A 23,032-nucleotide genomic window follows, 5' to 3' on the forward strand; every position below is an offset into this window, starting at 1 on the left:
CGCGCATGCAATCTTCTGATCACGAAGTCTTGCAGCGCGCCAGCGACTGGCTGCAACAAGGTTATCGCGCGCATTTGTTTACTGTCATCCAGACCTGGGGCTCCGCGCCCCGGCTGCCGGGCGCTATCCTGGTGGTGCGTGAAGACGGGCACCTGGTAGGATCCGTATCTGGCGGGTGTATCGAGGATGACCTGGCTGATAGAGCCAAACATCACGAATTGCCCGAGCAACCGGCGATCCTGGAATATGGCGTCAACCAGGCAGAAGCCCAACGGTTTGGTATCCCCTGTGGCGGGCAGCTCAGGATTTTTTGCGAACCCCTCAGCCATGAGTCGCAATTGGTGCCCATGCTGGAAAGCCTGTCACAACGGCGTTTGCTGAAACGCTCGGTGCATTTAAGCAGCGGTGAAGTGCGTCATCACTATGTATTGCCTGAAGGCCAGCCTTACCTGGAAGCCGACTGGTTCCACAGCTATTTCGGGCCGCAATGGCGCTTGCTCATTATTGGCGCCAACCAGTTAGGCTCAGTATTGGCCGCCATGGCACAGGCGCTGGATTTTCATGTCATGATCTGTGACCCGCGTGAAGAAATGCGCGCCGAGTGGCATGTAGAAGGCGCTGACTGGTTGCCTGGCATGCCGGATGATGTAGTGCTGGAGATCGCGCCTGACCCGCATACCGCCATTGTCGCCGTCACGCATGACCCGAAACTGGATGATATGGCCTTGCTGGAAGCATTGAAATCCCAGGCGTTTTATATTGGTGCCCTGGGGGCAGTGAAAAACCAGGAAAAGCGTAAGCAGCGTTTGCGTAGTTTTGATTTAAGCGAGCAGGAAGTCAACCGGCTGCATGGGCCGGTCGGGCTTAGGATAGGCAGTCGTACGCCTGCTGAAATTGCGGTATCCATATTGGCCGAGCTGATACAGGAACGTTCGCAAGTGCAACAGGTTGGCCTTTCCCAAACACTATCTCAAACAGGTAAAGCCCGCGCCGTCGCCTGATTGCAGGCAAGTGCATGCATCAAGGCAAATCCTGCGGGGTATCAATATCCTGCACAATGCCCTGATCATCACAGGCCAGCAAATACACTTCATGCTGATGGGCGCGCAACACTTCGCGTGCGCCCTGGTCACCACTCACCGCAAGCAATGGCTGCGCAAACCGGCTGGCAAAGCCGACCGGATGCCCTCGTTGCCCATTGATCGTCGGTTGCACGATGGCAGAAAACTTTAATTGATCCGCGATTTTGCGGATAGTATCTGGCTGGATAAAAGGCATATCCGCCAGCGCAATCACAAAGCCGGTGGCGTTAGGAAAAGCGGCTTGGGCAGCCCGTACGCCCAGCTTCAGGCTATCTGACATTTCAATCGCATCTGCCTGACAGGGTGTGACACGATAATCCTGGGTGGCTAAGGTGTTCTGCAAGGCAACATTCTCCTGACGCACGACAGCCACTGCATTGGGTAAAGCGTTTATCAATGCTAGACCGGCAGCTTCGGCCACAGATAAGCCATTTTCCAATGGATGCAACAGCTTATCCTGCTGGCCAAAACGGCGTGAAAATCCACCTGCCAGTAAAATGCCGACAATTAGCGATTGCTGCGCGGTATCTGCCACAAACATCCTTGAAAATTAAATAAGGCCATATTATTAATCATGTCGTGTGACTTTAAACGATTTGATTATTTCATGGGCTCGCTCAAGTGCTAAATCGTCTTATTCTTTTTATCAGGAACAAACTTCAAAACTGCACTATTGATGCAATAGCGTTTGCCTGTCGGCGGCGGGCCGTCATCAAACACATGACCTAAATGAATGCCTGAACTGGCGCTTAACACTTCGGTACGGCGTGCGCCATGACTGGTGTCTTCTTTCAACACCAATGCGCCGGGCAGCGGGTCGAAGAAGCTGGGCCAGCCGGTGCCGCTATTGAATTTTTTGTCACTACGAAATAGTCGCTCACCCGATACCGGGTCAACATAATAACCAGCAGCATGGTTATCCAGATTGGAGCCAGTGAATGGCAGCTCTGTGCCTTTCTCAAAGGCGATTTTCCGCTGCTCAGGACTCAATGTTTGCACACCCAGCCAGCGCCAGAAACGCTGTTTGTTACCATCGTAGCCAGTGTAGCGCGCAGCCTCTTTGCCGTTTTCAAACAGGACGATGGTGGGCGTTGCCCATAAATTTTCCTTCAGAGCCCAGCCAGCCGGTGCTTGAGTCGCATAGGTTTTGGCGATACTGACATCGGATTTCCACTGGTTCATGACGTCTTTTTCAAATGCTTTGCAAAAGTTGCATACTTCAGACTCGAATACCACCAGTTGTTGCGTGGCCAATTTCTTGCCATCCAGCGGTGCAGCGGCAATCGGCACAGTGAGTGTATTGCCGGGAAAAACCACGCCAGTGCCGCCCAGTCCGCAATAGCCATTCGGGTTCTTTTTCAGGTATTGCTGGTGGTAGCTTTCCGCCGGGTAAAACGCTTTCAGTGGCGTGATCTCGGTGGTGATGTTGCCTAACCCGGCTTTGCTTAAGGCCTGCTGGTAAATATCCCGGGTTTGCAGCGCCACTTTTTGCTGGCCGGTTGAGCTGTAAAAAATCGCACTGCGGTAATTAGAGCCCACATCATTACCCTGACGGTTGCCCTGAGTAGGGTTATGATTCTGCCAGAACGCCGCCAGCACTTTATCCAGTGTGGTCACACGGCTGTCGTAAGTGACTTTCAGCGCCTCCGCATGGGTGGCGGGTTTATTAGAATGACCTTCTTTGGAGACCGATTCGTAGGTAGGCGATGCACTGCTGCCACCCGCATAACCGACTTCCGTTTTGATCACACCAGGGATTTCTCCCATGCGTTTTTCGGCGCCCCAGAAGCAGCCCATGCCTAAGACCACCGTGTCTGTGGTAGGTAGAGTGTCTGCGCCTGCCGTGATGGAAAAACAGGCAAACAGGCACAGCAACAATACGTTTTTCAACCCTTGTATCAGTTTCATGATCATGACTCCTTCACACTGTAGCGCCCGCTACCTTGCGTCAAAATGGTGAACAACATCAATGCCAGCATGAGCGGTACTTTAAACCCCAGGCCGGCGTCGGTGTCTATCTGGTTCCAGCCAGCCCAGCCTAAATCAAAATGCACGGTGTAGATGGCGACAAAGGTGATAAATAACAAACCCAGCGCTGCCAACCGGCTATAAAAACCTATCAATATGGCAAAGCCAAACACGATTTCACCTGTGCCTGCCATCACCCAGTTCAGGTCTGGGCCTAGTAAACCTAACGGAAAAGGAAAGGACAGGCCGCTGAACCACTCCGGCGCATGAATGCCGCCGCTGAGTTTGGTATAGCCGGCCAGCAAGAATTCCTGCCCCGCCCACAGCCTTAAGGCTAGGAGGCCGAGGTCATGAATGCTCGCTATCAGTTTCGCGTGCCAGGAATGTAAGGAATTCATTTTTAAGGTCTCCATAATAATGTGATGTCCAGGCAGACTGGCGTACGAATGCCTGTATTAATGCTTTCCATTCAGTCTCCCCCAGCTGCTCACGGACAGCCGGAAAATGCGCTTCAACCATCTGGCTCGCCCCCAGGTACACCAGGTGCCGGTAAGCGCGCATGCCGGATTCGGTGTAGCCGGGTGGAATGACCTCAGTCACGCCTCTTATATAGAGATAGAAGTCTTCAGGCATGATAGTTGTTGATTGATGGTGGCGAGTGAAGGAATATCGTTGTCCCATTCCAGCAGGATGGGGATGTCATATTGCTGGTGCAGTGCCAGTGCGGCTTCGCGCGTTTCAGTTTCAACGGGCTGGCTATGCGTATCAATATACAGCCCGAAGCGCTCATCAAACTCGTGGCCAGCCACGTGCATATAAGTCACGCGTTGCATGTCTACCTCGGCTAAAAACTGCTGTAATTCGCTAAGCTGGTGGTTCTTGTGATTGACCGCGATATTGTTGATATCAAGCAAAATATGGCAGTCAGCCCGTTCAACCACACGCATCAGGAACTCCGCCTCGCCCATGTCGCCGATGTTGGTATAGTAAGTCGTATTTTCTACCGCCATCCTGGTACCCAATACATCCTGCACTTGTTTGATACGGTCACTGATGCGAATCACTTCACGATCAGTAAACGGAATCGGGAACAGGTCATACAACTGATGTGCGTCGCCGCTAGCGGCCAGGTGATCCGAGTAGTATTCAGCCTGCAGGTCATGCATCAGTTCACGCACGCTATTGAGAAACGTATGCTGGATGGGGGCTGTGCCGCCCAGGTTTAAAGAAACACCATGCAGCCGGACCGGACGACCTGCGTCTATGAGTTGGTAGAGGGGCGCTCTGTCACGTCGTACCCAGTTTTCAGGCGCGACTTCGAAGAAATCGGCATCAATCGCCGATACCTCCCACTCATTCATTTCAGCGCGGTAACCCAGTCCTGCCATGGCTATCTTCCTTATTCCTGGTTTCTTATTTCTAAAGTCGCGCTTATTTTTTAGAGCAAGACGCTTCTTTTTTACTGCAAGACGCTTCTTTTTTGGAACAAGAAGCCTCTTTTTGCTCACCGGCGGCTTCTTTTTTAGAGCAGGATGCGTCTTTTTTCTCGGAAGAGATTTCTTTTTTGCTACAGGTGCCGGCGCTACATTTCTTTTCTGGAGGGCTGCCGGCAAAAGCGCTGGTGGCAATGATCGTGGTGGCAAGTGCAGCTAATTGTTTGATATTCATTTTGAAAACTCCTGTTTAGGTTGAGATGCATCGTGCATGTTGCAGTGCAATATTCACAATGTTCTCTTGCTAATACGTGGCTGGGCAGATTATGGTTACACTCGTTGATAAAAATATTTTTTTAAGTTTCTGTAACCTTTATATCTTCATAAGCGAATAGATCAATGATGAGTGAGGAAGAACTGCGTGCGTTGATGTTGTGTGCCCTGGATGGCGATGCCGAGGCTTATCAGCGCGTGTTGCAAGGTGCCAGTTCGTTGATCAGGGCCTATTTAAGGCGACGCCTGACGAATGCAGCCGATGAAATTGAGGATTTGTTGCAAGAGACCTTATTGGCGATTCACACCAAACGCCATACTTACCGACGTGATGAACCATTCACGCCATGGCTATATGCGATTGCACGCTACAAAATGATCGACTGTTTGCGTAGACGTTCACACCATGAGGCGTTGAATGACCCCTTCGATGACGAAGCGGAATGGTCGGCTGTGAGCGATGAGGAGGCCAGTGCCTCTAAGAAAGATCTGGACGTGATGCTGGCGTCATTACCAGCGAATCAGCGTTTATCTATACAGCATACCAAGCTGGAAGGGCTGTCTGTGGCAGAGGCTGCCGCCTTAACCGGCATGTCCATCTCTGCTATCAAAGTGAGTGTGCACAGAGGCATGAAAGCGCTGGCCCATATGTGGAAGGAACAAGCATGAAAACCGATGAATTAATCAAGATGCTCTCGACCGGGGTTGAACCTGTCGCGCAACATGCCAATGCAAAAAGCATAGGCCAGGCATTGCTGGCGGGCGCTGTCATCTCTTTGATATTGTTGATCACTATCTATGGCATCCGGCCCGATCTGGGTGCAGTGAGTAGCAGCTTTGCTTTCTGGATGAAACTGGGTGTACCGCTTGCCAGCGCCCTGATGGCACTGGGGTTTGTCATCACCTTGTCGCACCCGGGCAAGTTTCCCAAAGTGGGCTATTGGGTGTTGTGCTTACCGGTTCTGGCGTTATGGCTATGGGCTATTTCGACCTGGGCAGGTGCAGATGCAAACCAGCAGGATGGCATGCTGTGGGGTAAGACCTGGCGCGTCTGCATCATGAATATCACGTTCCTGGCAGTGCCCGTTGGCGCTTTGACATGGCTGGCTTTACGAAACCTGGCGCCTACACAACCGGTCTTGACCGGAGCGATGGCGGGATGGCTGGCAGGGAGCACCGGTGCCAGTATCTACGCCCTGCATTGCCCTGAAATGGCGGCGCCGTTTCTCGCGGTCTGGTATGTGCTGGGGATGCTGGTGCCGACTGCCATCATGGCCTATGTCGGGCACCGTAGCTTGCGCTGGTGATGTCGCGGGATTCGCTTGCCATTAATTACTCTGCTTGAGCTTGGTAATCTGCTGTGCAATCAAATCCCCCTGGGCTTTATCCAGTGCCGAGACGGCAGGCTGTAGCGACTCCAGCGCACCCAGGTTGTTTTGCACCAGCGCGATGCGCGATAAGGCCAGCATGGCATCCAGGTCACGCGGGTTAATGGTGTAAGCCCGCTTGAAATCTTTTTCCGCCTGCGGCAGTTGCAGCAAGCCTTCTTCCGCCAGACCTAAAAAATACCAGGCATCTGCCGATTCGGGCTCTTTGCTGGTCCACGCGCTGGCGATGGTTTTCAGAGTGGCCCATTCCTCATTCTGGTAAGGGATCACTACCTGCATAAAGTATGGCCTCTCCTCTATGGGTAAAGCCCAAAATGGCACTTCCTGGGTTTTTAATGAAACCACCTCCGGGCTATCCATCAATTCCTTGATCCACTCAACCGGCAAGCTGTAGAAGAACGCATGGTGCCCAGGGCTTTTAAAAGTCGTCAGGCCAATCAAATTGAAGTTCTGGTCAAACAGGGCGCCGCCGCTGGAGCCCATGGCAAAGGTCGCGCTCGAACGCACAATCCGGCCACCATCGTAAGCGTAAATGCCTTTGATGGTGCCATAAGACGTTTGCGGCACCGGCGAGCCTGCAGGGAAGCTCAGGGTAAATACCTCTTCTTCATATTGCAGCGTTTTGCTTTCGCGCATGGCGACAGGTTTAAACGGCAACGGTGTAAATTTAAGCAGGCACAGATCGCGCCGCCAGTTAGCCTTGAGACCGGTTGGCTGGTAACCATCGCGGAATTTGGCGATATTGGCGCCGTTACTGTTGGCAATCACATGGCAATTGGTAGCAACATATTCAGGGCTGATCACCACACCAGAGCCGCGCCCATTGGAACCCCCCGGCAAGTCAGTGGTGACCATCACAATCGAGTGTCCCAGTTCTAGAGTATCTACCATATCCGGCTGCGCCTGTGCGGTAAGCACATGCGTAGTGAAACCCAGAGCAAAACCCAAAAACGCCACGATTGATTTCATGCGAATCCCCGCTTGTCGTTAAATGCAGCCAGTTAAAGTGGAAGTATGACCATATAAATAAAAAAACGTTTTCAGCATGCCACAGATACTGATGCTCAGGTGTGCGATAGAGCACACTAGGTATTTTTCCGTCCGGGTAAGGAAATTCTGACAAGCAAATAGGCGATATCCTTCTTATTCCTACAGGCCTGCCCCTCTACCATTTCAAATTAAATAATCAAGTTGAGTGGTTCACGATGCACAATGCAAAATCCTACATGGTTCCAAAAATGATTTTTGCCAATGTACTGGCAGTGATTATGATGACCTTTGAACAGCACGCTCCCGCAGAATTGCAGGAAAAACCGCAAAAGGTGGTTGATAAGCAAGCCAGTCAACCTGGCCCGGTGATGCAGGTGTCTGCCAGTAAAGAAGCCAGCCAGGAACCAGTGCTAGAGCATGCTGTGGCAAAAAAACGCATGCACAACTCGCAACATAAAGCGAGAACGCCGCATACCCAGTTTATTCACAGCAGGTCCGCGCCTGTCGACTGCTGCTTCCGTGGTTATAAAAGCTAGTTGGTGATCAAATATAAAAATGACTGACTAGATTGAACATCATTGATCCTCCAAAAGCCTCCTTGTGAGGCTTTTTTCTTGCAGGTCTTTGATGGAGGCAATACACTGGCACAAAACATTCTAAAGAAAAGTCTATGTTCAAGTCCTTTTTCCCTGACTCCCGCTGGTTCTGGCCTTCGGTCATTGTATGGTCTGTGATCTGCTGCGGTGTGTGGTTTGAGTTTTCCACCGTCATAGGCACAGCATTTGGCTTGGATATGAGTGAAAAAGAGCCCGTGATCGGGCTTGGCCATTTTGTCACTGATTCCTTCAAGTTATTTTATGTGTATTACGCGCTCAGTGTCGCTATCTTCGCTGCGCTCTGGTTCACCCTGAAACCCAGCCGCTGGCAATGGTGGTCGATAGTCGGTTCTGCGTTTATCCTGTTTTCTACTTATTACTCAGTGCAGGTATCGGTTGCCATCAATAACTGGCGGCGGCCGTTTTTTGATGGTGTACAGGCGGCGCTTTCGCCTAACTCCAAAGTGACCACGGCAGAGCTCTATACATTGATGCTGCAGTTTGCTGAAATCGCCTTCGTCGCCATTTTTATCTATGTCATCACGCGTTTCTTTGTCAGCCACTATATTTTCCGCTGGCGTACTGCGATGAACGACTTTTACACCAGCCAATGGCCGCAAGTACGCCGCATTGAAGGTGCCTCGCAACGGGTGCAGGAAGACACCATGCGTTTTGCTACCATTATGGAAGGCCTGGGCGTATCCATGGTAGAAGCCATCATGACGCTGGTGGCTTTCCTGCCGGTGTTGTGGAGCCTGTCTGCTTATGTCAGCGAGCTGCCAGTGTTTGGCGCGGTGCCAGCACCGCTGTTTACTGCGGCGATTGCCTGGTCAGTGTTTGGCACCTTGTTGCTGGCGGCGGTGGGGATTAAATTACCGAATCTGGAATTCAGGAACCAACGTGTTGAGGCGGCTTACCGTAAGGAACTGGTCTATGGCGAGGACAATGCCGAGCGGGCGCAGCCTGAGACGTTAAAATCGCTGTTCCTGGATGTGCGAAAGAACTACTTCCGTTTGTATTTCCACTATTTGTATTTCAACGTGGCACGCAGTTTATATTTACAGGCAGATAATATTTTTGCGTACCTGATTCTGGTGCCTACTATTGCAGCTGGCAAAATCACGTTTGGTATTTTGCAACAGATTCTGACGGCGTTTTCGCAAGTCAGCAATTCGTTCCAGTACCTGGTGAATTCGTGGACGACGATTGTTGAGTTGTTGTCGGTGTATAAACGGTTAACGGCGTTTGAAGCGGCGATCAAGCATGAGGCATTGCCGGAAATCGAGCATACGAGTTCGTAATGTAACCGCCCGTCATTCTGGCGTAGGGTGTAGCAGGTGTTTCAAAGAGCATGCTCTTTGCCTGCGGAACGACTGGCTTATGCAGAAGCCAGTGCGCCCTGCAAGGGAGAATCCAGGCAGAGTTCATGCATAGCTTTGTTGCAACAAAAAGCAAGTGTCGCCTTTGTTGATGGCTGTAATAGGTATTTCTTTGGGTGGTTGAGTATTAGACTTTGCTGCTTTATTGCACCGTTGCTTTTCGCCCCTAGGCGAGTGACTTTTCTTTGCTTGCCCAAAGAATAAGTCACTAAAAGAAAGGGCACCCTAGCTTCCGCTTGTTCCCTGCGTTGCTCGTCACCGTGGGCGTCCAACGGAACTCGCCCTAGCGGCTTGCATACTACGCAAGCCACCGCGGAGCTCAAACAGGCGCTGGCCGACAACTCCCACGCTGACTGCGCTACTCGGCGCGTCAGATAGGGGCCCGTTTAAAATCACCACGCGGTTACTTATACTGAAATTCATCAGATTGCATCCCGCCGACACACTGAAATAGACAAAGCAAAAAGACAAAATGACCAACAAAATAGTTTGTTGGTCATTTGCTTTAAATTCTTACAGAGTCACTTAGCGCCCTGAATACAATACGTTTAACTAACATTTCATCGTGGTGGTTTTAACCGGGCCCCTATCTGACGCGCCGAGTAGCGCAGTCAAAATAAGGGAGAAGGGAGCGACTGTTCGAATCCCGCAGTAGCTCACGGTTTGTGTGAGCTACCAGGTTGAGTTTCGTGACCGCTTATTTTGGCGAGCAACGCAGGGAGCAAGCGGAAGCTAGGGTGTCTTGTTCTTTGCCTTCTTTCTTATGGACAAGCATAAGAAAGAGGGTCGCCTAGGGGCGAAAAGAAAGGGCCCAATACCAAAGAGTAGCGAAAAAGAAAGCTTAACCATCGAAAGAAATACCGATTAAAACCTCAAGCAAGTAAGACAGTTGTTTTTTATTGCCACCAACCTAAGCATTCACCTTGCTTGGATTCTGGCCATCCCCTCAATGACGAGTAGTGGCAACTCTAACTATTTATATATAAGCCGACCATCTCACAGGCGCACAGCAGGTGGTTAGTCAATTATGCTATAGCATAGCAATCACACAATAATGGCCAGTCTTACCTGGCCACTCTCTGCATATGATCAAATTTCGGCTGTTGCTCTCGCATAAACTCCGCCAATGCCTCTTCCGACAACGGTCGGCTGTAATAATAGCCTTGCCCGACATCGCAACCACTATGTAGCAGGAACCGATGCTGGTATTCGGTTTCTATGCCTTCTGCCGTCACCGATTTATGCAAGCTTTTACCCAGGTTGATCAGTGCAAGTAAAATGTTGCCGTTGGTGACGCTTTGCTCCAGGTCTTGCACAAAGGCTTTGTCGATTTTGAGTTCATCAATCGGGTAGTTTTTCAGGTAGGCCATGTTTGAATACCCGATACCGAAATCATCAATCGCGATACATACGCCCAGCCGCTTGAGCTGTTCCAGCGTGCGTGTGAACATGGCTTCGTCTTTGAATCTGGCGTTTTCGGTGACTTCAAGCGTCAGTAAGTGTGGTGGTACGCGCTCTTGCCGCAATACCCTCTGCACGGTTTCTACCAGGTTGCCGCGTAAAAACTGGATGGGCGATACATTGACCGCTATAGGCACCAGGTAACCCCATTCGGTCTGCATGGATTTTATTTTCTGGCAGGCGGTTTGCAGCACCCATTCGCCGATGGCAAAAATATGCCCGGTTTCTTCTGCCACCGGGATAAATTCGTCCGGTGGAATCAGGCCCTTTTCAGGATGTTGCCAGCGGATCAGTGCTTCTAGTGCGCTGATATTGCCATGCTGCATATTCATTTGTGGCTGGTAGTACAGCATCAGCTCTTGCCGCTGTAGCGCATGACCCAGGCCGTATTCGATTTCATTGCGTTCACCCAGTTGTTGCGCCAAGGTGCCGCTAAACATTTGTACTTTGTTTTTGCCGGCATTTTTGGCGCTATACAGTGCCGAATCTGCACAACTGAGCAGGGCGTCTATCTCTTTGGCATGGTCCGGGTATATGCTCACGCCGACGCTGCAAGTCATGTTGAACACATAGTCGCCAATCTCTATCGGTAACGAGATGGCTTCCATCACGCGCGCCAATAGGGGTTCGGCATCTTCGCCGTCACGCAAGCCGGGGTAAAGCATGACGAATTCATCGCCGCCAAAACGCACGATGGCGTCGGTAGGGCGTGTGCTTTGGATCAGCCGCTGGGCGACATTTTCCAGCATTTTATCGCCTGCCCTGTGGCCCAGCGTGTCGTTGATCAGCTTGAAATGGTCCAGGTCGATAAATGCAATCGCGATCTTGCGCTGCATTTTGTCGGCTTCGGCAATCAGGCTGGCCAGTTTGCCGCTAAAGGCATGGCGGTTCAGTAAGCCGGTCAGTTTGTCGGTCACGGCCAGCTGGTGGATTTGCTGCTCATGATTACGGCGGTCAGTGATGTCTTCTACCGTGCCTTCGTAATAGAGGATATGGCCTTGCGTGTCGTATACCGCATGCGCGTTTTCTGAGATCCAGATGGTTTCCCCATTGTGCTGGTAGACCTCGGACTCAAAGTTTTGTACCCGGCCATAGGTGCTGATAGCCTGCGTAAATTCGCCACGACGGCTTTCGGCGACATACAGCTGGGTGCTGATATTGTTCAGGTCGCTGATGAGGTCCGCGGCAGAGGCATAACCGTATAAGTCGGCCAACGCCTGGTTGGCATTGAGGTAAGTGCCGGATTCCGTGGTCTGGAACATGCCCAGGGTCGAGTTATCAAACATGGAACGATATTTTTGCTCGGTGCTGAACAGCGCCTGCTCAATGCGTTTATGGTCGCTGACATCCTGGATAATGCCTTCCAGTGCGACAGGCTGGCCATCATCATCAAACACGCCGCTGCCGCGTTCTGCCACCCAGAAGATATCGCCATTGGCGCGCACAATCCGGTATTCCAGCTGAAAGCGCTCACGCTTCTCCAGCGCTTCGGCAATGGTGGCGCGCACCCTGTCGCGGTCATCGGCGTGGGTGATGTTTTCATAAGAGACTTCTTTATTCAGCAGCAGCGCTTGCGGGGTATAGCCGGTCAGCATCTCGCAGCCTTTGCTGACATAGATCATGGTCCAGCTGTCGTCATACAGGCAGCGATAGATCATGCCATCCAGGTTATCCAGCAGGGTATCCATCAGTCGTTGCTGTTGCGCGGTGAGTAGGGAGTCCATGATGTCGTTTTGCATGATGCCGAGTATGGTTTGGCTGTTCATCAGACAAGTACCTGTTCTTCCTGCCTGAGTGTGCGCACGGTCAGTGCCTTGTTCCACATGCTTTGCGCGGTGACCAGTGTCAGCATGCTGTGCTGCGCAATATTGGCAATGGCGATGCCCGGGTTATGGCTGACGCCCCTGAACAATGACGTCATCGGCTGGATTTGGCCTGGAGTCAGGTAAGGGATTTCACCCAGTGCCGAGACAAACACGCCAAATTTGAGTGAGGTGGTTTTATCTTCAATCACAATGATCTGACGGTAATCGGTAGAGTAATGTGCGTGGCCCAGCATGCGCGCCAGGTCTATGATAGGAATCACTTCATTCTGATAGGCATGCATGCCGGCGATAAACGGCGCCGGCTCTGGCAGGGTGCGTAACTGCACTTCATCGATCGCTTCACGCACATATTGCGTTTCTATGCCCATCCAGGTATCCGCCACGTAGAAGGTCGCGTATTCCTGGGTATCTTTGCCATATTGCAAAAACAGGTTAGGGTTGAATTTATTGTGGATGACCTGCGCTTCGGCACGGATGCGTTGATTAATCTCATCCACTTTGCCCAGTGGGGTAAAGATCAGGGCAAACACTTTATTGCGGTAGCTGTCTTGCGCGCCTTTGTATTCGCGGTAACCGTAAGAGGCATGCGCGCCGACGGCGTAATAGGTGTTGTGGTAAACGGCAATATCAAACAGTTGCTCGCCTTCTTTCAACTTGCAGATGGCCGGGATCAGTTCGAAACTTTCACCAATGGCGATTTCCTGGTGGGTGCTGGAAATCACGCTGAGCTGGTCATCCACAAACACGGTAAAGCTACCGGCAACCGGCGCATCATCGCCATCACGCGGCACCACATCTTGCAGCATGGCCTGGAACTGCGGCGCGCTATCAAACACAATGGCGATACCGCCAACAATACCGTTGCTCTCGAGGTGGCGGATAGGTGCTGCGTAAATATAAGTGCATTGGTCGCCATACAACGGCGTTTTTTCAAATGGTGAGACTACGTAATCCTGGGTCGACAGACAGCTGCGTGTGCGGCCTACCCAATCATCCTGCAAAGTGGTGCCGACCAGGTGTTCGTAACGGTGGTTAGACACCGCCATCACTTCACCCTGGCGGTCAAACACGATCAGGTTGTCATACACGGTATACAGGCCGTTGATGTAACGTAATACGTCGCTGATCTTGCGCTTGTCTTCTTTGCTCACCTGGCTTTGGCTCAATAGCTCCCTGAAACTGTGAGTAAGCGCCCACCAGCGAACGTCATTGGCGCGTTCATACAGGTTGCGGTCCAGGATATCCACTGCCATTTGTGCGCAAAAACTGGAGTTTTCCAGCATCACCGTCACCACGGTCTGGTACAGCTCAGACACCATCTGTTCAATGATCTGCTGTGTTTTGTGGCCGGTATTACTGATCTCGCACAACAGTGTTTTGGAGAAGTTCTTTTGCTGGGTATCCACATAATTGCTTTGCCAGATATTGCCGTTCCACACCGACTGGTTTAACTTGCTCTGGATGCTGGCCGCCTGCTTGGGGATATTCAGCAGGGTATCCGAGAAGATCATTGGGCTGCGCATGACCTTACGCAGGGTCTCGCCATCAATTTGGGCCACCATCGCGTGCATGGTGTGATGAAACGCATATTGCAGCGGAATCATGGCCTGACCCAGCCAGCCTGGCCCGAGGTAACCCTGGTAGCCTTCAGAATGCTTGGTTACGCATAAATATTCCCGACCGGCAAAACGACAGATGAACCAGTCCTGATCTGGCGCAGTACACAGTTTGGCGCCCAGTGGGATCTGGTAGGTATCGCTGGAAGCAATCACATTGCGTTGCTCATCGAGCAATATGCCCACGGTCCAGTCATTTTCGGCAATCAGGTTGTGGAAGATCGTATCCAGCTCATTCACAAACTTAAAGCACAGACACAATACACCTAACGGTTTACGGCCATCTTCGCTACGCACTTCATGCGCATAGACCAGTGATTTATAGGTACGGCCATTGACTTCTGTTTCGTAGAAACGCTCTATATATGCTTCTGATGATTGTTGTGCCAGCGCCACGATAGGGTGGAAATGATCCAGCATGGTTTGGCTGGGGTCCAGTTGATGCAGTAGCTGGCCCTGGCTATCAAACAGTACGATGTTCTCGTACACCGTATATTTTTTCTGGTACTCCTCAAAACGCGAACACAGGTCTTCGTGTTGTTGGTCGGTCATGGTGCCTTGCATATATTGCGCAAGATAATCGCGCACATCATCATCGGTGGCAAAAAAACCGATATCGGCGGTGCGCTCAAACAGGTTGCGCACCAGCAGGTTAATCGTTGCCAATGCCTTGGAAGATAATTGCGCCGCCGTTTTGCGTAATGTCTCCTGCGACAGATGCTGCAGCACGTCATTGGAAATGGTATTAAACGCACCACGCGTGTGCTCCATTTCGGAACCTGTGCCCGATAGTTGGGCCATGAGCGCCAGGCTGTCCCAGGAATTTTGTAGTTGATAGATGCGGGAACGAAAGTCATTCACTTGTTTAAAGTGGCTGGCAAGTTCATCGGTAAGGGGTTGCTTGAGCATGAAACACTTTCAAAAACGTCGAATATCCAACCCTTGTACAGCAAGAACGAGTCCTAAAGCCCAGGTGTAATTTGTTGAATAACAGGCAAAAAAGGCTGTTTCCTTCTGCTTTGAGGCCTGCAAACGCACGTTTTCAACTTGATTGAAACCTAATCGGGGCTGGAATACACGCTAAATGACGGTCTATCCATGCGATTTGCACACTCATGGGGCGGTGATTCCCTGTATTGGTGCAAAAAATATTGAAGTAAAAATAGAAAACAAGCTGTGAGATTTAATCTTTTTGCCTGGGCACAAGAACTGCTTGCAGGAGAAGTAACCAATCACCAATGAGAAAGGCAGCCTGGTATTTATGATAGGCAGCGCATTTGAGATTCACAACGTTTCGGGCGCCATTCGCGATGCGGTAGCGCCGGTGTTTTTGCTCACCGGCATAGGCTCCATTCTCGGCGTACTGATCGGCCGCCTGGGCCGCTCGATAGACAGGGCACGTTTTTTGACGGATGCGCCGGAAGAAAAACGTGAACGTTTTATGGATGAATTAAAGATTATTGTGCGAAGGACAAATTGGCTGCGCCGGGCCATCGGCCTGGCGACTTTTGCCGCCCTGTGTATTTGTGTCTCGATCGCCAGTATGTTTCTTTCAGTCGAAACCGGCTTGCGCTTGCCGCACCTGGTGATGATCTCTTTTATTATCTCAATGGCATCCCTGATACTGGCTTTGTTATGTTTTCTGCGCGAGATCGTGCTGGCCTCACGCGAGGTGATTGTGCCGTATCAGCAACTGGAAAAACTGAAGAAACCCTAACGGAACAGGTCAGCGATACAGCGCACGGATAATATCAGTCTGGGTCAGTATGCCCACCAGCTTGTTGTGCTGGTCCACCACTGGCACCAGTTGCAGATGATGGCTGGTCATCAGCGGGATGGTATGCATTAAATGCATGTCTTGCAGGATGGTAATGACAGGCGTCGCCATGATCTGGCCGACCACTTCCGGTTTGTTGCTGTGGGTAGTGGTTGACCAGCGGATCAGTTTTTTAAGCGCCGGGGCCACCTGGTTGAATTTTTCCGGTTTGGCGTGTCGCATGAAATCTGCCACGCTCAGCAAACCTATGACCAGGTTGGCTTTGTTTACCACCGGGATGGCCGGTTCAGATTGCTGCAATAGCACCTGCCAGGCATCTTCCAGCGTATCGCCAAATTGCAAGGTGTCAGTCACCGGGCGCATGACATGTTTGCATTCGATTTCTTCCAGTTTGCGGTGATAGGCAATCAGCTCGGTTTGTTGCAGCAACGCCTGCAAACTATCCGGGCTGATATCCAGCACTTCATGGAACTGGCCTAACGCCGCCTGCAAGTCTTCCTGCCGGAACCCGAATTGATAATTCATGTGCTCGGGCGAGGTCGGCTTGCTGTCGATCTGCACCGCCGGGTAACGGTAACCGGTCAGGGTATGGTACAGCCAGGCTGATAAGACCAGTAATACACTGTTTGCCAGCACCGGCCACCAGATAAATGTATAGCCCAGCTGATAGATGGTTTCGCCACCCAGTACTGCCGTCAACGCGACTGCACCGCTGGGCGGGTGCAGGCAACGCAGGGCGAACATCAGGGTAATCGCTGACAGCATGGCCAGGGCCGCGGCATAAGCCAGTTGCCCTGGCAGCAAGTGCGCAAAGAAAACACCACAGAGGGCAGCGACAGTGTTGCCAGCCAGGATTGCCCACGGTTGCGCCAGCGGGCTGGATGGTAAACAGAACAGAATCACGGCCGAAGCGCCCATGGGTGCGATCAGGAATATCGCGCTGAGCCAGTCACCAGGGATAGCAGCATGTGCCACCAGGCCAGTAGCCAAAATGCCGAGTCCGGCACCAAATGCAGCGCGGGCATGGTCACGCAGGGAGCCAGTCACCGGACGTGGCCAGTATGGTTTCAAAAACGCGGGAATAGCAGGCATAAGCAAATACAAACTGCGAGTGCACGATGAAAGTTCGCAGTGTATCACGCACACAGCCCGATACAGCCGCAAGGCAGCGGTTGAGAGCGCCAGTGTTGATACATCAAGATACAAATGCAGGGAAACTTCGCCGTGACTATTTCGCTCATAAACCCAGAAAGTGTTTTTTATGGTTTCCCATACAAGCACTCACGAAGTAATACATACCTTAGAAAGGAAGAAGTTATGCAGGCATTCATGCAATCGAAACTCACCCATTGGGTCAGTGTGCCCCTGGCGGTAGCCGCCTTGTTTGGCGCGGGCTACTGGGTAAAAGGCAATACTTTGGTCAATGACGCCCAGGCGACGACACCGGTGGCTGCGCAAACCATTGCCGGCCCCAGCGCCTATATCACTTTGCCAAATTTTGCCAGTATCGCTGCCAGCCAGGGTGCGGCAGTGGTCAATATCAGCGTCACCGGCACCGTGAAAACCAGTGGCATCCCAGGCATGGATCCGAATGATCCCATGTATGAGTTCTTCCGTCGTTTCCAGCCTAACCAGCCACAAACCGAGATGCCTATGAGCGGCATGGGCTCGGGGTTTATTGTGAAGCCGGATGGCGTGATCCTGACCAATGCGCACGTGGTCGATAAGGCCGATGAGGTGATTGTCAGGCTCACAGATAAGCGTGAGTTCAAAGCCAAGGTGATTGGTGTCGATAAACTGACCGATGTCGCTGTGCTGAAGATCGATGGCAAGGACTTGCCTACCGTGAAAATCGGCAGCACTAAAAACAGCAATGTCGGTGACTGGGTGGTGGCAATCGGCTCTCCGTTCGGCTTCGATAATACGGTGACAGCGGGCATTATCTCTGCCAAATCGCGCGCACTGCCGGATGAAGGCTATGTGCCGTTTTTGCAGACCGATGTTGCGATCAACCCTGGCAACTCAGGCGGCCCATTATTTAATTTAAATGGCGAAGTGGTCGGTATCAACTCTCAGATTTATAGCCGCAGTGGTGGCTACCAGGGGTTGTCATTTGCGATTCCTATCGATGTCGCCATGGGCATAGAGCAACAACTGCTGGATAAAGGCAAAGTCAGCCGTGGTCGCCTGGGCGTCGGCGTACAGTCTATCAACCAGGACCTGGCGAGCTCATTTGGCCTGAAAACCAATAGCGGCGCACTGGTCAGCAATGTAGAGAAAAATGGCCCGGCCGACAAAGCAGGCCTGGAACCGGGCGATGTCATCCTTAAGTTTAACAACCAGGTCATAGACCGCTCCAGCGACTTGCCGCCTATGGTGGCCAATTTGGCGCCTGGCAGTACCGTCAAGATGGAAGTCTGGCGTAAAAAGTCATTGAAGACCCTGAGCGTGCGTGTCGATGAAATGCAAACCGCGAAGATCGCACCTGCGATTGCGCCTGATAATAAACAGGCCAAGTTAGGCGTGAGTGTGCGCCTGCTAACTTCACGGGAGCTGGCACAGACCCAGATCAAGCAGGGCCTGCTGGTGGAAGAAGTGGGTAAGGGCCCGGCTGCCAACGCGGGCATCCAGCCCGGGGATGTGATCCTGGCGGTGAACGGTGACCAGGTCACCAGCGTCACACAGCTGCACGACAAATTATCTCCCAACACTAAAAACGTGGCCCTGCTGGTGATGCGCGGTGACAACAAGATTTATGTGCCAGTTAAAATCAGCTGATTGAAGTTTTTTTAAATCCCCTCCCTTTGCCCCGCGATTGCGGGGCTTTTTTCAGCCTTTTACAGGGCTTGCAAGTTTGGCTTTCTGACACGCTTATATTTACTCGGGTAGAATGCTGTTATGCAAAATTTCCAGATAGCCTCCACTAAAAACGATGCCTTGCAAAATGCGCTTACGCAGCGCATTAACCAGAAAACCAAACCCCTGGGCGCCTTGGGCAGGTTGGAGGCGCTGGCATTACAGCTGGGCCTGATCCAGAATACAGAACAGCCAGGCTTGCAGCAGCAGACCATGCTGGTATTTGCCGGTGACCATGGCATTGTCGCTGAAGGCGTCAGCCCCTATCCGCAGGCAGTCACGGCACAGATGGTGCTGAATTTCCTCAATGGAGGTGCGGCCATTAATGTGTTTGCGCGGCAACATGGTTTCCAGTTGCATGTCATCGATAGCGGCGTCAATGCCAAATTCGAACCGCACCCCATGCTGATCGATTCCAAGCTGGGCATGGGTACCCTGAGTTTCCTGCGCCATCCGGCCATGACGGCCGAAGAGTGTACGCAAGCGATTGCGCGCGGTGCCGAAATCGCCCGTGATGCGATTGCACAAGGCTGTAATGTCCTTGCGCTTGGTGAGATGGGCATAGGCAATACCTCCAGCGCCAGTTGCCTGATGAGTGTGCTATGCGGCCTGCCCTTGCATCAATGTGTAGGCCGTGGCACCGGCCTCAGCGATAAAGGGCTGGACCATAAATTAGCCGTGCTCACCACCGCCCTGCAAACCCACCATGTCGATGCCAGGAACCCCCTGCAAGCGCTGACCGTATTTGGTGGGTTCGAAGTCGCCATGATGGTGGGCGCCTTGCTGGCAGGCGCGGAAGCCAGGGCCACTTTGCTGATTGATGGTTTTATTGCGACTTCTGCACTATTGGTTGCGGCAAAGCTATACCCGCAAGTATTGGATTATTGCGTATTCGCACATTGTTCTGACGAGAGCGGGCACAGCAAAATGCTGGAGCATTTAAAAGTGCAGCCATTACTGCATTTGTCATTGCGGCTGGGTGAAGGCACCGGCGCGGTGTTGGCGTATCCCTTGTTGCAATCGGCTGTGGCTTTCCTGAACGAAATGGCCAGCTTTGAAAGTGCTGGCGTCAGCGAGAAAAACGCGTGAATCTCAACCTGCAATGGCGGTATTTCCTGCTCGCGGTCGGCTTTTTCACCCGACTGCCGGTGCCGACCCTGCCGGATTTCCAGGAAGCCGAACTCAATCACGCTGCGCGCTATTTCCCGCTGGTAGGGTTATTGATAGGCTTGATTGCTGCCATGGTCTGGTGGCTGGCCGCATTGATTTTCCCGCCTGCCATCTCGGTGTTATTCAGCATGCTGGCCACGATTTACCTGACCGGCGCTTTCCACGAAGATGGCCTGGCTGACAGCGCCGACGGGCTGGGCGGCGGGATGGATAAAGCGCGCAAACTGGAGATCATGCAGGATTCGCGCCTGGGCAGTTATGGCGCCATCGCGTTGATTGGTATCCTGCTATTCAAGTTCCAGGCGCTGACTGCCTTACCAGCGGCGGTGTTGCCATTTGCCCTTATTGCTGGCCATGCCTTAAGCCGCCTGGCTGCAGTTTATGTCATGGCAACCATGCCCTATGTCAGGTCTGCCGGTAAATCCAAGCCGCTCGCCACCACGCTGACACGTAAAGACCTTTGGTGCGCCAGCGCCTTTGGCTTATGGAGCTGGCTAGGTTTTGCCGGATTGCTGTGGCTGAATCATTCCGGCTTTGCTGCTTTACAGTTTTTATTGATCACAGAATTGCCTGTGTTGCTGGCCTGGTGGTGGTGGCGCAGCTTGCTGTTACGCAATCTGCAAGGCTATACCGGCGACACCCTGGGTGCCATGCAACAGTTTACAGAACTGGCTTTTTACCTGGGTTTGCTGGCGTGGAGTCGCCTGCTATGAAATTGATGCTATGAAACTCACATTGATCCGCCATACCAGCCTGCAAGTGGCTGAGGGGATTTGCTACGGGCAAACAGATATTGATGTGGCCGCCAGCTTTCATCATGAACTGGCTACCTTACAGGCAAAAATAGCTGGCGAGCAGTTTGATGCGCTGTATGCCAGCCCGCTGCAAAGGTGTAGCAAGCTGGCGCATGCACTCGATCTTGATCACCAGATCGCGCATGACGAGCGTTTGAAAGAACTGCATTTCGGCGACTGGGAAATGCAGGCGTGGAATGATATTCCGCGCGAACTGTTTGATGTCTGGGCGCAAAACTATGCTGATCTGTCTCCGCCCAATGGCGAGACATTCGCCGCTTTGCAACAACGCGGCATCGCATTTATCGATGAATGTTTACAGCACCACGCTAACCAGCACGTGTTAGTGGTGACCCATGGCGGCATGATACGGGCCATGATTGCACACGTGTTGAACATGCAACTGAAAGGCCTGTTCCGTTTTCATGTTGATTATGCCAGCCTGACCCGCCTGGATTTTTCAGGCGCTGTGCCCAAGATTGAGTTTGTTAACCGTTAAGACCGGTGGTGACTTTCATAAGTGCCTGCTCCAGTCGCGTCCATTCAGTTGCTGGCGGCAAACCAAACCGCAACGCTTGCGGTGATTCAAAATAGCGCGTCCAAATACCTTGTTCCGCCAGGGCGTGTTGTAGCTGACGGCTGGCAGGATGTTGCACATATTGGAATAAATCAGTGCCACCGCTTGGGCTTAATCCATATCGGTTAAGCAGCTCGAACAACTGCCTGGACTGCGCGGGTAAGTGTTCACGCATCTGTTGTTGCCAACTCGTATCTTGCAGCGCCAGTTGGGCGACATAGCGGCTAGGCCCGGTGATTGTCCATGGCCCCAGTAATGCTTCTACTTCTGCCAGGACTTTTGGCTCACCCAGCAAAAAGCCTACCCTGAGTCCTGCTAATCCGTAAAACTTACCCAGTGAGCGTAACACCCACAGCCCAGGCTGCCCTGTTTGGCTGGCAAGGCTGAGCTGTGGTGTGGTGTCCATAAATGCTTCATCCACCACCAGCCAGCCGCCGCGTGTTGCAAGTTGAGCATGCCAGCTTAATAAGGTAGCCACTGGATATGCCTGCCCGGTCGGGTTGTTGGGGTTGCAGAGCAGCAGCACATCCGTATTGTTCAGGGTATCTGCATCAGGCTGCAGATCAAAAAAATGCACTTGATGACCCGCGCCTTGCCAGGCATGGGCGTGTTCCTGATACATCGTGCGCGGCATGGCTACCCGGCAGGGCTTGCGCAAGGCAGGCAGCACTTGCAAAGCAGCTTGTGAGCCGGCACATGCCAGAAGATGTGGCGCGCCGTAATAGTTTTGCGCAGCCGCATGCAAACCATCATTGATAGTCGGCAAGCGTTGGAACAGCGCAGGCGGCAGGGGTGGGATCGGGTAGTGTTGCGGATTAATGCCGGTGGATAAGTCCAGCCAGTCTGCCAGCGGGATACCGTATTGCGTGGCTGCCTGTTGCAGGTTGCCGCCGTGTTCAAGCATAGATGTAGACCCCAATAACCACTGCGATCGCCAGCCAGGCGTACAACCCTATGCTGACCAATCGTAATGCACGCGGGATATCTTGCATGGTTGGCGTTATGTTGGTGCCCAGTGCCGGACGCTCATGCCAGACATCATGATAACGCGCACGTCCGCCCAAGGCGACGTCCAGCGCACCTGCGCCTGCGGACATGACTGGCCCGGCATTCGGGCTATCCCAGTGTTTCGCTTGCGTGCGCCACGCATGAAGTGCCTTTTTGGTACTGCCCAGCAATGCATAGGTTATGGCTGTTAAACGGGCAGGAATGTAGTTCAACAAGTCATCCAGCCGCGCGGCGGCCCAGCCAAAATAATAGTACTGGCTGGTTTTATAGCCCCACATGGCATCCAGCGTATTTGCCAGACGGTACAACAATACACCGGGCCCGCCTGCAATTAAGAACCAGAACAATGCTGCAAACACGCCATCATTGCCATTTTCAAGTACCGATTCCAGCGTGGCAGGCACGGGTTCAATCGCTTCTTTATCACGGCTGACCATATAGGAAGCCGCAAGTTGTGCCTGCAGGGTATCGTTATTTTTCAGTGCTGCATACACCGCCAGGGCATGTTGCCGCAGGCTCTTGTGACCTAGTGCAAAGTAGAGCAAATAGCCATGCACCAGCCAGCCAAACTGTGTTTGCGAGAGTAACCATGCAACATACGTCAGTGGCAACACAGCCAGCATCCATGCAAGCAAACCAGTCAGGCGTTGCGAGGATCTGGCTTGGGCGGTTGGCGGATTAAACCGCTGACTTAATAAATTGGCGAGACGACCGAATCCTACCAGTGGATGCCAGCTTGCGGGCTCCCCCAGCCAGCAATCAAGCGCAACCGCGCCGCAGGCAATCAGGGCGAGTATGAGATAATCGGCAGATGGATAAACAGGCAGTAAAAACATTA

Annotated in this window: 22 protein-coding genes; 10 read left to right on the top strand and 12 right to left on the bottom strand. The window is 52.3% G+C overall.

What is annotated here, in order from left to right:
* The first annotated feature begins 5 nt into the window (after positions 1 to 5).
* Complete coding sequence (locus tag ACSSVF_RS05440) at positions 6 to 1,001, top strand: XdhC family protein (RefSeq protein WP_492405942.1); 996 nt, start codon at positions 6 to 8, stop codon at positions 999 to 1,001.
* 19 nt (positions 1,002 to 1,020) lie between these two features.
* Here the strand turns inward: ACSSVF_RS05440 and ACSSVF_RS05445 are convergent, their stop codons facing one another.
* From ACSSVF_RS05445 to ACSSVF_RS05470, 6 genes are all read right to left on the bottom strand, one after another.
* Positions 1,021 to 1,617: a nucleotidyltransferase family protein gene (locus ACSSVF_RS05445; RefSeq protein WP_492405943.1), complete on the bottom strand. Its 597-nt coding sequence runs from the start codon at positions 1,615 to 1,617 to the stop codon at positions 1,021 to 1,023.
* 89 nt (positions 1,618 to 1,706) lie between these two features.
* Positions 1,707 to 2,990 carry a peptide-methionine (S)-S-oxide reductase MsrA gene (gene msrA / locus ACSSVF_RS05450; RefSeq protein ID WP_492405944.1) on the bottom strand — a complete coding sequence of 428 codons (1,284 nt, stop codon included), beginning with the start codon at positions 2,988 to 2,990 and terminating at the stop codon, positions 1,707 to 1,709.
* Between the two features lie 2 nt (positions 2,991 to 2,992).
* On the bottom strand, positions 2,993 to 3,448 hold the full coding sequence (locus ACSSVF_RS05455; protein ID WP_492405945.1) for a DoxX family protein: 456 nt from the start codon (positions 3,446 to 3,448) through the stop codon (positions 2,993 to 2,995).
* A complete protein-coding gene (locus ACSSVF_RS05460) occupies positions 3,399 to 3,683 on the bottom strand; it encodes an HvfC/BufC family peptide modification chaperone (RefSeq protein WP_492405946.1) in 285 nt (94 codons plus the stop codon). The genes ACSSVF_RS05455 and ACSSVF_RS05460 overlap by 50 nt, the downstream gene beginning before the upstream one ends.
* A complete protein-coding gene (locus ACSSVF_RS05465; protein ID WP_492405947.1) occupies positions 3,656 to 4,438 on the bottom strand; it encodes an MbnB/TglH/ChrH family RiPP precursor modification enzyme in 783 nt (260 codons plus the stop codon). The genes ACSSVF_RS05460 and ACSSVF_RS05465 overlap by 28 nt, the downstream gene beginning before the upstream one ends.
* 43 nt (positions 4,439 to 4,481) lie before the next feature.
* Positions 4,482 to 4,718 carry a hypothetical protein gene (locus ACSSVF_RS05470; RefSeq protein ID WP_492405948.1) on the bottom strand — a complete coding sequence of 79 codons (237 nt, stop codon included), beginning with the start codon at positions 4,716 to 4,718 and terminating at the stop codon, positions 4,482 to 4,484.
* 164 nt (positions 4,719 to 4,882) lie between these two features.
* Between ACSSVF_RS05470 and ACSSVF_RS05475 the strand changes: the two genes are divergently transcribed.
* Both ACSSVF_RS05475 and ACSSVF_RS05480 read left to right on the top strand, forming a co-directional pair.
* Entirely contained in the window at positions 4,883 to 5,425 is a 543-nt protein-coding gene (locus ACSSVF_RS05475; RefSeq protein ID WP_492405949.1) for a sigma-70 family RNA polymerase sigma factor, read from the top strand.
* Positions 5,422 to 6,063, top strand: a complete 642-nt coding sequence (locus ACSSVF_RS05480; protein ID WP_492405950.1) for a DUF1109 domain-containing protein — start codon at positions 5,422 to 5,424, stop codon at positions 6,061 to 6,063. Before ACSSVF_RS05475 ends, ACSSVF_RS05480 begins: the two co-directional genes overlap by 4 nt.
* 21 nt (positions 6,064 to 6,084) lie before the next feature.
* Here ACSSVF_RS05480 and ACSSVF_RS05485 read toward each other — a convergent pair whose 3' ends face one another.
* On the bottom strand, positions 6,085 to 7,113 hold the full coding sequence (locus ACSSVF_RS05485; protein WP_492405951.1) for a trypsin-like peptidase domain-containing protein: 1,029 nt from the start codon (positions 7,111 to 7,113) through the stop codon (positions 6,085 to 6,087).
* Between the two features lie 257 nt (positions 7,114 to 7,370).
* On the opposite strand from ACSSVF_RS05485, the gene ACSSVF_RS05490 reads away from it, so the two are divergent.
* Complete coding sequence (locus ACSSVF_RS05490; RefSeq protein ID WP_492405952.1) at positions 7,371 to 7,670, top strand: hypothetical protein; 300 nt, start codon at positions 7,371 to 7,373, stop codon at positions 7,668 to 7,670.
* Between the two features lie 134 nt (positions 7,671 to 7,804).
* Positions 7,805 to 9,031 (top strand): peptide antibiotic transporter SbmA, encoded by a 1,227-nt coding sequence (gene sbmA, locus ACSSVF_RS05495; RefSeq protein WP_492405953.1) that lies wholly within the window; start codon positions 7,805 to 7,807, stop codon positions 9,029 to 9,031.
* Between the two features lie 1,142 nt (positions 9,032 to 10,173).
* Here sbmA and ACSSVF_RS05500 read toward each other — a convergent pair.
* Positions 10,174 to 12,336 (bottom strand): sensor domain-containing protein, encoded by a 2,163-nt coding sequence (locus ACSSVF_RS05500; RefSeq protein ID WP_492405954.1) that lies wholly within the window; start codon positions 12,334 to 12,336, stop codon positions 10,174 to 10,176.
* Positions 12,336 to 14,921, bottom strand: a complete 2,586-nt coding sequence (locus ACSSVF_RS05505) for a chemotaxis protein CheW (RefSeq protein ID WP_492405955.1) — start codon at positions 14,919 to 14,921, stop codon at positions 12,336 to 12,338. Before ACSSVF_RS05505 ends, ACSSVF_RS05500 begins: the two co-directional genes overlap by 1 nt.
* Positions 14,922 to 15,273: 352 nt before the next feature.
* Between ACSSVF_RS05505 and ACSSVF_RS05510 the strand changes: the two genes are divergently transcribed.
* Positions 15,274 to 15,729, top strand: a complete 456-nt coding sequence (locus ACSSVF_RS05510; RefSeq protein WP_492405956.1) for a DUF2721 domain-containing protein — start codon at positions 15,274 to 15,276, stop codon at positions 15,727 to 15,729.
* Between the two features lie 9 nt (positions 15,730 to 15,738).
* On the opposite strand, the gene ACSSVF_RS05515 is transcribed toward ACSSVF_RS05510, so the two are convergent.
* A complete protein-coding gene (locus tag ACSSVF_RS05515; protein WP_492405957.1) occupies positions 15,739 to 16,881 on the bottom strand; it encodes an HPP family protein in 1,143 nt (380 codons plus the stop codon).
* Positions 16,882 to 17,106: 225 nt separating this feature from the next.
* Here ACSSVF_RS05515 and ACSSVF_RS05520 point away from each other — a divergent pair, with 225 nt between their 5' ends.
* From ACSSVF_RS05520 to cobC, 4 genes are all read left to right on the top strand, one after another.
* On the top strand, positions 17,107 to 18,567 hold the full coding sequence (locus ACSSVF_RS05520; RefSeq protein WP_492405958.1) for a DegQ family serine endoprotease: 1,461 nt from the start codon (positions 17,107 to 17,109) through the stop codon (positions 18,565 to 18,567).
* 120 nt (positions 18,568 to 18,687) lie between these two features.
* Positions 18,688 to 19,734 (top strand): nicotinate-nucleotide--dimethylbenzimidazole phosphoribosyltransferase, encoded by a 1,047-nt coding sequence (cobT, locus tag ACSSVF_RS05525; RefSeq protein ID WP_492405959.1) that lies wholly within the window; start codon positions 18,688 to 18,690, stop codon positions 19,732 to 19,734.
* Positions 19,731 to 20,528, top strand: coding sequence for an adenosylcobinamide-GDP ribazoletransferase (locus ACSSVF_RS05530; RefSeq protein ID WP_492405960.1), 798 nt, complete (start codon positions 19,731 to 19,733; stop codon positions 20,526 to 20,528). Before cobT ends, ACSSVF_RS05530 begins: the two co-directional genes overlap by 4 nt.
* 10 nt (positions 20,529 to 20,538) lie before the next feature.
* Positions 20,539 to 21,108, top strand: a complete 570-nt coding sequence (cobC, locus tag ACSSVF_RS05535; RefSeq protein ID WP_492405961.1) for an alpha-ribazole phosphatase — start codon at positions 20,539 to 20,541, stop codon at positions 21,106 to 21,108.
* Here the strand turns inward: cobC and cobD are convergent.
* Both cobD and cbiB read right to left on the bottom strand, forming a co-directional pair.
* Positions 21,098 to 22,090 (bottom strand): threonine-phosphate decarboxylase CobD, encoded by a 993-nt coding sequence (cobD, locus tag ACSSVF_RS05540; RefSeq protein WP_492405962.1) that lies wholly within the window; start codon positions 22,088 to 22,090, stop codon positions 21,098 to 21,100. The genes cobC and cobD overlap by 11 nt on opposite strands.
* Positions 22,083 to 23,030, bottom strand: coding sequence for an adenosylcobinamide-phosphate synthase CbiB (gene cbiB / locus ACSSVF_RS05545; protein WP_492405963.1), 948 nt, complete (start codon positions 23,028 to 23,030; stop codon positions 22,083 to 22,085). The genes cobD and cbiB overlap by 8 nt, the downstream gene beginning before the upstream one ends.
* Positions 23,031 to 23,032: the final 2 nt, after the last annotated feature.

The organism is Methylophilus sp. E2MeOHC9 (assembly GCF_058744375.1).

Excerpts from the sequence above, each read along its gene's own strand:
- ACSSVF_RS05455 (WP_492405945.1), bottom strand. The coding sequence starts at position 3,448 with ATGAATTCCTTACATTCCTGGCACGCGAAACTGATAGCGAGCATTCAT.
- ACSSVF_RS05460 (WP_492405946.1), bottom strand. The coding sequence starts at position 3,683 with ATGCCTGAAGACTTCTATCTCTATATAAGAGGCGTGACTGAGGTCATT.
- ACSSVF_RS05515 (WP_492405957.1), bottom strand. The coding sequence starts at position 16,881 with ATGCCTGCTATTCCCGCGTTTTTGAAACCATACTGGCCACGTCCGGTG.
- ACSSVF_RS05520 (WP_492405958.1), top strand. The coding sequence starts at position 17,107 with ATGCAGGCATTCATGCAATCGAAACTCACCCATTGGGTCAGTGTGCCC.
- cobT (WP_492405959.1), top strand. The coding sequence starts at position 18,688 with ATGCAAAATTTCCAGATAGCCTCCACTAAAAACGATGCCTTGCAAAAT.
- ACSSVF_RS05500 (WP_492405954.1), bottom strand. The coding sequence starts at position 12,336 with ATGAACAGCCAAACCATACTCGGCATCATGCAAAACGACATCATGGAC.
- ACSSVF_RS05470 (WP_492405948.1), bottom strand. The coding sequence starts at position 4,718 with ATGAATATCAAACAATTAGCTGCACTTGCCACCACGATCATTGCCACC.
- ACSSVF_RS05480 (WP_492405950.1), top strand. The coding sequence starts at position 5,422 with ATGAAAACCGATGAATTAATCAAGATGCTCTCGACCGGGGTTGAACCT.
- ACSSVF_RS05505 (WP_492405955.1), bottom strand. The coding sequence starts at position 14,921 with ATGCTCAAGCAACCCCTTACCGATGAACTTGCCAGCCACTTTAAACAA.
- cbiB (WP_492405963.1), bottom strand. The coding sequence starts at position 23,030 with ATGTTTTTACTGCCTGTTTATCCATCTGCCGATTATCTCATACTCGCC.
- ACSSVF_RS05510 (WP_492405956.1), top strand. The coding sequence starts at position 15,274 with ATGATAGGCAGCGCATTTGAGATTCACAACGTTTCGGGCGCCATTCGC.
- cobD (WP_492405962.1), bottom strand. The coding sequence starts at position 22,090 with ATGCTTGAACACGGCGGCAACCTGCAACAGGCAGCCACGCAATACGGT.
- ACSSVF_RS05440 (WP_492405942.1), top strand. The coding sequence starts at position 6 with ATGCAATCTTCTGATCACGAAGTCTTGCAGCGCGCCAGCGACTGGCTG.
- cobC (WP_492405961.1), top strand. The coding sequence starts at position 20,539 with ATGAAACTCACATTGATCCGCCATACCAGCCTGCAAGTGGCTGAGGGG.
- ACSSVF_RS05465 (WP_492405947.1), bottom strand. The coding sequence starts at position 4,438 with ATGGCAGGACTGGGTTACCGCGCTGAAATGAATGAGTGGGAGGTATCG.
- msrA (WP_492405944.1), bottom strand. The coding sequence starts at position 2,990 with ATGAAACTGATACAAGGGTTGAAAAACGTATTGTTGCTGTGCCTGTTT.
- ACSSVF_RS05475 (WP_492405949.1), top strand. The coding sequence starts at position 4,883 with ATGATGAGTGAGGAAGAACTGCGTGCGTTGATGTTGTGTGCCCTGGAT.
- sbmA (WP_492405953.1), top strand. The coding sequence starts at position 7,805 with ATGTTCAAGTCCTTTTTCCCTGACTCCCGCTGGTTCTGGCCTTCGGTC.
- ACSSVF_RS05485 (WP_492405951.1), bottom strand. The coding sequence starts at position 7,113 with ATGAAATCAATCGTGGCGTTTTTGGGTTTTGCTCTGGGTTTCACTACG.
- ACSSVF_RS05490 (WP_492405952.1), top strand. The coding sequence starts at position 7,371 with ATGGTTCCAAAAATGATTTTTGCCAATGTACTGGCAGTGATTATGATG.